Consider the following 6678-nt stretch of genomic DNA (forward strand, 5'->3'; position numbering starts at 1 on the left):
CGGTGGCGAGCAGCGCGCCGCTCTCGCCCAGGGTTACGGCGACCTGACGGACCAGCAGGCTCAACTTGGCGGCGGCGTCCGCAGGTTCCGGGAGTCCGGTGAGCAGCCGGGCCTCGTCCGCGTTGGGCAGCAGGAGGTCCGCGCCCTCGGTCAGGGCCAGGAAACGGTCGACGCCCAGCTCGGCGAGAAACCCGGCCGACGCCGGGTCGATGCTCACCGGAATGTTCCGCCGCCCGGCCTCCCGCAGGGCGAGCAGGGCCGTCGCACGGCTGGTCGTGGCGAAAAGGAGGTAGCCGGAGAGATGGAGGTGGGCGATGCCGTCGAGCATCGCGGGCGACCAGTCCTCGCGGGAGAGCCGCAGCACGGCCCCGCTGTCGGTGAGGAAGGTGCGCTCGGCGGACGGGTCGACCAGGGCGACGACGGTCCCCGTCGGCGCTTCGTCGTCCACGGCCAGCAGATCGCGCACTCCCGCCCGCCGGAGCCGGTCCCGGTGCCAGTCCGCGGAGTCGGCGCCGACGCGCGCCACCAGCCGCACGTCATGGCAGCCCGAACGAACCGCCCAGCAGGCCACGTTGGCCCCCGCGCCGCCGGCCCGCGTCCGGATCCGGGCCGCCGTGTCCGTGCCGTGGAGCAGCGTCGGACCGTGCCGCGCCACCACGTCCGTGACCACGTCCCCGACGACGAGAAGGCCGCCGGTCACCGGGCGGCCCAGGCCGTGGCGATCCGTGCCGCGAGCGCCACATTGCCGCGGACGGCCGCCAGGTTGGCCTCCAGCGACGCTCCTTCGGTGCCCCGCATCAGATGATCGAGCAGAAACGGCGTGACGGCCTGGCCGGCGATGCCACGCTCCCGGCACGCGTCCAGCGCCTCGGCCAGCACCCGGTCGTGCAGACCGGGATCCAGCTGTTCCTCCTGCGGTACGGGGTTGGCCACGATCAGCGCGGCCGCGGGGCCGCCGAGCGCGTCCTGCGCCGCCATGACCTCGGCCACCTCCTCGGGCGACCGGGCGGTCCAGTCGACCGGCTCGCCCGAACTGCTCAGATAGAAGCCGGGGAACCGGTCGGTGCCGTACCCGAGCACCCCCACCCCGAGCGTCTCCAGACGCTGCAGCGTGGCGGGCACGTCCAGGATCGACTTCACTCCCGCGCAGACCACGGTGATGCCGGTCCGGGCCAGCAGCCGCAGATCCGCGGACTCGTCCTGTGTCTCCGTCCAGCCCCGGTGAACGCCTCCGAGCCCGCCGGTCGCGAAGACCCGCAGGCCCGCCCGTGCGGCGAGGAACGCGGTAGCCGAGACCGTCGTGGCACCGCTCGCGCCCGTCGCCAGTGCCGGTGCGAGGTCCCGGTGCCCCAGCTTGCGCATCGCCGGGTCCTCGGCCACCCGCTCCAACTGGGCCTTGTCCAGGCCGACCCGGGCGCTGCCGTCCAGCACGGCGACGGTGGCGGGCACGGCGCCGGCCGACCGCACGATGCCCTCCAGTTCCTCGGCGACCCGCAGATTGCGCGGACGGGGCAGACCGTGCGCGATGATCGTCGACTCCAGGGCGACGACGGGCCGGTGCCCGGCCAGGGCGGCCCGCACCTCCGCGGAGAGTACGGGGGCGCGGGGGGCGGTGGCGGACGGCTCAGTCAGTGACATGTTCACATCCCTGTCGCGGACGGAGCGGGCTCAAACGTGTGCTCGCGCGGGCGGCCGGAAGACGCTGCCGCCCCGTTATCGTCGGGCCATGAACCCTCCGACCGACCGCCCGTCGCCTACGGTTCGGCACTTCTACGACGACCTGGCCGCGGACTACGACCTCATCTACGCGGACTGGGAGGCGAGCATCGCGCGGCAGGCGGACGCGCTCTCGGCGCTCATCGACGGAACGGCCGATTCCGGCAACGGGTCCGTCGGGTACGACGTGCTGGACTGCGCCTGCGGCATCGGGACCCAGGCGCTGGGGCTGGCCGCGCTGGGGTACCGGGTCACCGGCAGCGATCTGAGCCCCGTCGCGGTGACCCGTGCCGCGAGGGAGGCGGCCTCGCGCGGGCTGACGCTGCCGGTGACCGCCGCCGACATGACGACGCTCCCGTTTCGCGACGGCTCGTTCGACGTCGTCGTGTGCGCCGACAACTCCCTGCCGCATCTGCTCACTCCGCAGGCGGTACTGGCCGCGCTCGGCGAGATGCGAAGGGTGCTGCGGCCCGGCGGGGTGCTGCTGCTGTCCACCCGGCCGTACGACCGGCTGCGCCGCGAACGGCCGGCGTCCACGCCTCCGCAGGTCAGGAAGGGCGAAGGGGGACGGGTGGTCACCTTCCAGCTGTGGCACTGGCAGCCGGACGGCGAGCGGTACGACCTGGAGCATTTCCAGCTGCTGCCCGACGCACCGGCGGACTCCGACGGGGAGAGGGGCCGGGGGGACGGCTGGAACGTGCGTACGCGGCGCGCCTCGTACTGGGCGCTGTCGCAGGCGCAGCTCGTCGAGTTCGCGACGCGGGCAGGGCTGCGGGAGCCGATGTGGCACGAGCCCGACGAGTCGGGCTTCTTTCAGCCCGTCCTGGTGGCGAGACGTCCAGGGGCACTGGCTAAGGTGACCGGCCATGACCACATTTGATCAAGCCCCCGCCTCCTTCGCCGTGCACATCCCGGACGCCGTCCTCGAACCCGAACCGCTCGAACCCGGGCAGATCGTGTCGGGTGAGCCCGAGGTCACGGGCAAGGTGTTGTGGGAGTCGGCCGACGGCAAGCAGGTGCGCGGGATCTGGCAGATCACGCCGGGCGTGGTCACGGACACCGAGGCCAACGAACTGTTCGTGGTCGTCAGCGGGCGTGCGACCGTGGCGGTCGAGGACGGCGCCACGATGGAGATCGGCCCCGGGGACGCCTGTGTGCTGCGCGAGGGCGACCGGACGACGTGGACCGTGCACGAGACGCTGCGCAAGGCGTACCACATCACCCTCTGAGCGGTCCTGGGCCCGGCCTCGGGCAGGGCGGGCAGCCCAGGCCGTTCCCGCTCTCAGGCCGCGGCGCGGTGGGCGAGGCTCCGGCGCAGCGCCAGCGCCGCCATCGGCAGCAGCAGGCACGCTCCGGTCAGGTTGAGCCAGCCGTAGCCGGCCTGGGAGACGATCACGCCGGCGACCGCGCCGCCGATGCCCGCCGACGCGTTCATGGTGAGGTCCGAGAGCCCCTGCACTGCGGCGCGTGCCGCCTGCGGCACGGAGTCGGTGAGCAGCGCCGAACCCGCCACCAGGCCCGCGGACCAGCCGAGGCCGAGTACGAACAGGCCGGCCGCGGTCCTGCCGTGCGCGGCGCCCGCGGTGCCTGCCAGCAGTGCGGCGAGGGCGAGCAGCCCGGCGGCCAGCCCGATGACGGTGAGGCGGCCGAAGCGGTCCGCCAGCCAGCCCATCACCGGCGAGAACGCGTACATCCCGGCGATGTGGCCGCTGATCACCAGCCCGATCAGCTGGAGGTCCGCGCCGTGGTGGCCGAGGTCGACCGGCGTCATCACCATGATCGAGACCATCGCGGTGTGCGAGACGGTCACGGTCACCAGGGCGAGCCGGGCCATGGGTGAGGCCCGCACGGCCGCAAGACCCGCGCGCAGCGAACGGCCCCCGGCCGACCGGTTCTCCTGCGGGGCCAGGGCGCGCGCGGTGAGGAGAGGATCGGGCCGCAGCAGCACCGCGACCACGACGGCGGCGAGCAGGAAGATGCCGGCCGCCCAGACGAACGGGCCGGCCGTCTCCGAGACGGCGGTGCCCCGGAACACCCGGCCCGCCGGAGCCGCGATGTTGGGCCCGAGCACCGAGCCGATGGTGGTGGCCCAGATGACGGTCGAGATCGCCCGGCCGCGGCGGTCGGGTTCGGCGAGATCGGCTGCGGCGAATCTGGCCTGGAGGTTGGCCGAGGAACCCGCACCGAACCCGGCCATGCCGAGCAGCAGCAGCGGGAAGCTCTCCACGACGGTCGCCAGCACCACGAGGCCCGCGCCGAGCGCCCCGATCAGATACGCCAGCACGAGTCCGGGGCGGCGGCCCCGCGAGGTCATCAGCGCGGCCAGCGGCAGCGAGAGCAGCGCCGTGCCGGTCACCGACGCGGTGGGCGCGAGGCCCGACAGCGCCTCGGATCCGCTGACGCGCGTGGCCAGCACCGGGGCCAGGGCGATGCCGATGGGCACGCCCAGGCCGCCGAGTATCTGACTGGCGATGAGCACGCCGGACGTCCTGCGCCGGAGTGCGGGCAGGTCCGCTGCGGTGACCGGCCCGGCGGAGAGCGGTCCGTCAGGGGTGTCGGGAGCGTTGATGGTGTGGGGCACCGACGCAGTGTGCCAGGCGGCACGCAGGTCCGGACCCCCGCGTTCGATACCCGCGGGTCATGGCAGTCGTGTGCCGGATCCGGACACGCCCCAGCGGGGTCCCCAGGCGCCCCGCCGGCTCAGAACAACGGCTGCGGCAGCACACCCTCCAGAGCCAGCAGCTGCCGCTTGGTCTCCAGCCCGCCGCCGAAGCCGCCGAGCCCGCCGTCGCTCTCCACCACCCGGTGGCAGGGCACCACCACGGGCAGCGGGTTGGACCCCATCGCCGCGCCGACCGCCTGGGCCGCTCCGGGCCGGCCCACCCGGTCGGCGAGGTCTCCGTACCCGGCGACCGCGCCGTACGGCACGCCCGTCGCCAGTTCGCGGAGCACCTGGCGGTTGAAGCCGCTCGTCAGCGACCAGTCCAGGTCGAGCGAGAACTCCCGCAGCGTGCCCGCGAAGTACGCCGCGAGCTGGCGTATGGGCTCGGCCAGGCGCGCGGAGCCGGGTGACTCCACGGGTTCGGCGCCGAACCGGGTACGCAACCCGTCCAGCACCTTGTCCCGGACCGCCGGCCGGGCGTGGAAGGCCACGGTCACCAATCCGGCTCCCGTCGCGGCCAGCAGAAGCGGGCCGATGTCGCTGTCGACCACGGCCCACTCGACAACCCCGTCGTTGTTCATGGTCACCACGGTACGACCGCCCACTGACATTGATACTCGTAGCGGGTTCTGGTGGTCGTGGCTCTCCCGCTGACTGACGCCCTGCTGGGCTGTCAGCGGACGCCGGCTCCCGGTGGCCCCGGCGGTCAGCCGGTGGCCTCACGCACCACGTCGGGGGCGTTGGTGATGATGCCGTCCACGCCGTAGCCGGCCACCCGGAGGGCGTGCCCGGCGTCGTTGACCGTCCACGCGCTGACCTCGAGCCGCTTGTCGTGCGGGCCCTTCAGCGCGTGCACCGCCGCCACGTACTCGCCCGAGACCGAGGTGTACGCCGGGTTGATCTGGTCGGTGAACTGCGCGTAAGACGGCAGATCCGCGACCGCCGGAGTGCCGAGGAAGCCCGTGACGACGTCCGGGCGCTGCTCGTGCACCTTGCGCACGCTGCCGGCGCCGAAGCTCTGGATCACCAGACGGCCGCGGACGTGCTCGTGGTCGAGCCACCCCTCCTGGTGCAGGACCCGCAGGGTCGCCTGCTCGATTCCGGGGTAGGTCTCGGGGCTCTTGATCTCCAGGAGCAGGTTCTGGCCGTTGCGCCCGATCCGGTGCAGGTACTGGCGCAGCGTCGGCACCCGGGCCCCGGCGTACAGCGGACCGAACCAGCTGCCCGCGTCCAGCCGGGCGATCTCGGCGGCCGTGAAGTCCTTGACCGCCCACGGAGCACGGTCGGGGAAGACCTCCTCGGCATCCGTGGTCCGCTTCAGGGAGGTGTCGTGGATGACGACCAGCACGCCGTCACGGGTCAGCTGGACGTCGTTCTCCACCCAGTCGAAGCCCAGGACGTCGGCCTTGTCCACGGCCGCCAGGGTGTTCTCCGGGGCGTATGCCGACGCACCCCGGTGGGCGATGACGATTGGGGCGTCCGTCCGGCCCCGGGCCACGTCGGCCGGCGTGCCGGACGCCGGTGCCGACGGCCGTCGCGGAGGGGGCGGCGACGGTGTGGGCGACTGACGTGGTGCGGCCGGCCGGGGTGGCGTCCGTGCCCGGCGTCCCGGCGGCCGTGCTCGACAACAGCAACGCGCCGGCGCCCAGCAGGGCGACAGCAGCGGCGGAGGCGGTTGCGGTGCCTGCGTTCACGTGGACTCCTTGCTTCAGAGTTACGGACGGCCCGAGGGTCCCAGCCGTCCCCGAACAGGGAAGGGGCGACGGATGGCCACGACGTGAACGCACCTCGGGGACCGGGTCACGGGCCGCCGCCCCTGTCGATAAAATGCAGCTCTTCTGTTTGTCTGCCGGGCCTTGCGCCTTAGGGTCATCCGAACCCGGGCTTCTGCGAAGGGCGTACGAGCATGCAGGGCACAATCGACGGCTTCGGCTACGGGGCGGTCACTCCCGTGGCCGCTTTCCTCATGGCCTGTCTCGGCGCGGCCCTGGGCCTGCGCTGTACCACCCGGTCACTGCGTACCGAGCGTTCCTTCAAGGCCGGCTGGCTGGCCATGGGTGCGACCTCCATAGGCTCCGGCATCTGGACGATGCACTTCATCGCGATGGTGGGGTTCACCGTCGAAGAGGTGCCGATCGGCTACGACAAGCCGATCACCTACGCCAGCCTCGCCGTCGCGATCGTCATGGTCGGTATCGGGATCTTCCTGGTCGGGTACCGCGGCGCCACCCGCATGGCGCTGGTGACGGGAGGAACGATCACCGGACTCGGTGTGGCCTCCATGCACTACCTCGGCATGG

Annotated in this window: 7 protein-coding genes and 1 pseudogene; 3 read left to right on the plus strand and 5 right to left on the minus strand. The window is 72.9% G+C overall.

Features of this window, described 5'->3' with window-relative positions; genetic code table 11:
- Together JGS39_RS35425 and JGS39_RS35430 are read right to left on the minus strand one after the other, a co-directional pair.
- Positions 1 to 700 (minus strand): carbohydrate kinase family protein (locus JGS39_RS35425; protein ID WP_219573869.1); only part of this gene is annotated, 700 nt, incomplete at its 3' end.
- The gene (locus tag JGS39_RS35430; protein WP_219573870.1) at positions 697 to 1638 is read right to left on the minus strand and encodes a pseudouridine-5'-phosphate glycosidase; all 942 of its coding nucleotides are present in this window, start codon (positions 1636 to 1638) and stop codon (positions 697 to 699) included. The genes JGS39_RS35430 and JGS39_RS35425, both read right to left, overlap by 4 nt.
- An 88-nt stretch (positions 1639 to 1726) precedes the next feature.
- Here JGS39_RS35430 and JGS39_RS35435 point away from each other — a divergent pair, with 88 nt between their 5' ends.
- Positions 1727 to 2596: a class I SAM-dependent methyltransferase gene (locus JGS39_RS35435; RefSeq protein WP_219573871.1), complete on the plus strand. Its 870-nt coding sequence runs from the start codon at positions 1727 to 1729 to the stop codon at positions 2594 to 2596.
- Positions 2583 to 2945 (plus strand): cupin domain-containing protein, encoded by a 363-nt coding sequence (locus JGS39_RS35440; protein WP_219573872.1) that lies wholly within the window; start codon positions 2583 to 2585, stop codon positions 2943 to 2945. Before JGS39_RS35435 ends, JGS39_RS35440 begins: the two co-directional genes overlap by 14 nt.
- 53 nt (positions 2946 to 2998) lie before the next feature.
- Here the strand turns inward: JGS39_RS35440 and JGS39_RS35445 are convergent, their stop codons facing one another.
- From JGS39_RS35445 to JGS39_RS35455, 3 genes and pseudogenes are all read right to left on the minus strand, one after another.
- A complete protein-coding gene (locus tag JGS39_RS35445; protein WP_219573873.1) occupies positions 2999 to 4297 on the minus strand; it encodes an MFS transporter in 1299 nt (432 codons plus the stop codon).
- A gap of 119 nt (positions 4298 to 4416) precedes the next feature.
- The gene (locus tag JGS39_RS35450) at positions 4417 to 4959 is read right to left on the minus strand and encodes a methylated-DNA--[protein]-cysteine S-methyltransferase (protein WP_219573874.1); all 543 of its coding nucleotides are present in this window, start codon (positions 4957 to 4959) and stop codon (positions 4417 to 4419) included.
- Between the two features lie 125 nt (positions 4960 to 5084).
- A pseudogene (locus JGS39_RS35455) lies at positions 5085 to 6072 on the minus strand (glycerophosphodiester phosphodiesterase).
- 212 nt (positions 6073 to 6284) lie between these two features.
- Here JGS39_RS35455 and JGS39_RS35460 point away from each other — a divergent pair.
- Positions 6285 to 6678 (plus strand): MHYT domain-containing protein (locus JGS39_RS35460; RefSeq protein WP_308120901.1); only part of this gene is annotated, 394 nt, incomplete at its 3' end.

Origin of the sequence: Streptomyces poriferorum, assembly GCF_019399235.1 — a bacterium.
In the GTDB taxonomy this organism is placed as follows: domain Bacteria; phylum Actinomycetota; class Actinomycetes; order Streptomycetales; family Streptomycetaceae; genus Streptomyces; species Streptomyces poriferorum.